Source organism: Micromonospora sp. NBRC 101691 (assembly GCF_030269285.1).
Taxonomy (GTDB): Bacteria; Actinomycetota; Actinomycetes; order Mycobacteriales; family Micromonosporaceae; genus Micromonospora; species Micromonospora echinospora.
In genome coordinates this window covers 1-363 of sequence record NZ_BSTB01000066.1, presented here as the reverse complement: position 1 = coordinate 363, position 363 = coordinate 1, and the positions used below count along the sequence as shown (strand labels likewise).

1 pseudogene is annotated in these 363 nt (G+C 67.5%); it reads right to left on the bottom strand.

Going from position 1 to position 363, the window contains the following annotated elements:
• Positions 1-236: pseudogene (locus QSK20_RS31975) on the bottom strand (hypothetical protein); the annotation flags it as partial.
• Positions 237-363 lie beyond the last annotated feature (127 nt).

The following is a 363-nucleotide window of genomic DNA, read 5'->3' as shown; positions in this document are numbered from 1 at the left end:
ATGGCCTTCACGTTCGCGGTCTGCTCGGCGTTCAGCGGGATCCGCGACTGCGAACCCGGCTCACCGTGCGGCATCAACTTGCCCGTGTCGGGCTTCTCCGCCTGCACCACCGCCACCGGGGTCGCCGCGTGGGCGGGGCTGTCCAGCGCGGCACCGACCGGACCACCGACCACACCACCAGCGAACGCCAGACCAGCAACACCGAGAACGCTCTTACGCAGAAGCTTCGTGTTCATGGGGGAACTCCCATCGGGGGATCGACACCCGGCACGGGGGACACCGGGCACACGAGCACCGTCACGGCACCCGAACAAAAGACAAGGGGAAAACTCTCGCACCAGCGGAAGGCCATCACGCTGCCCG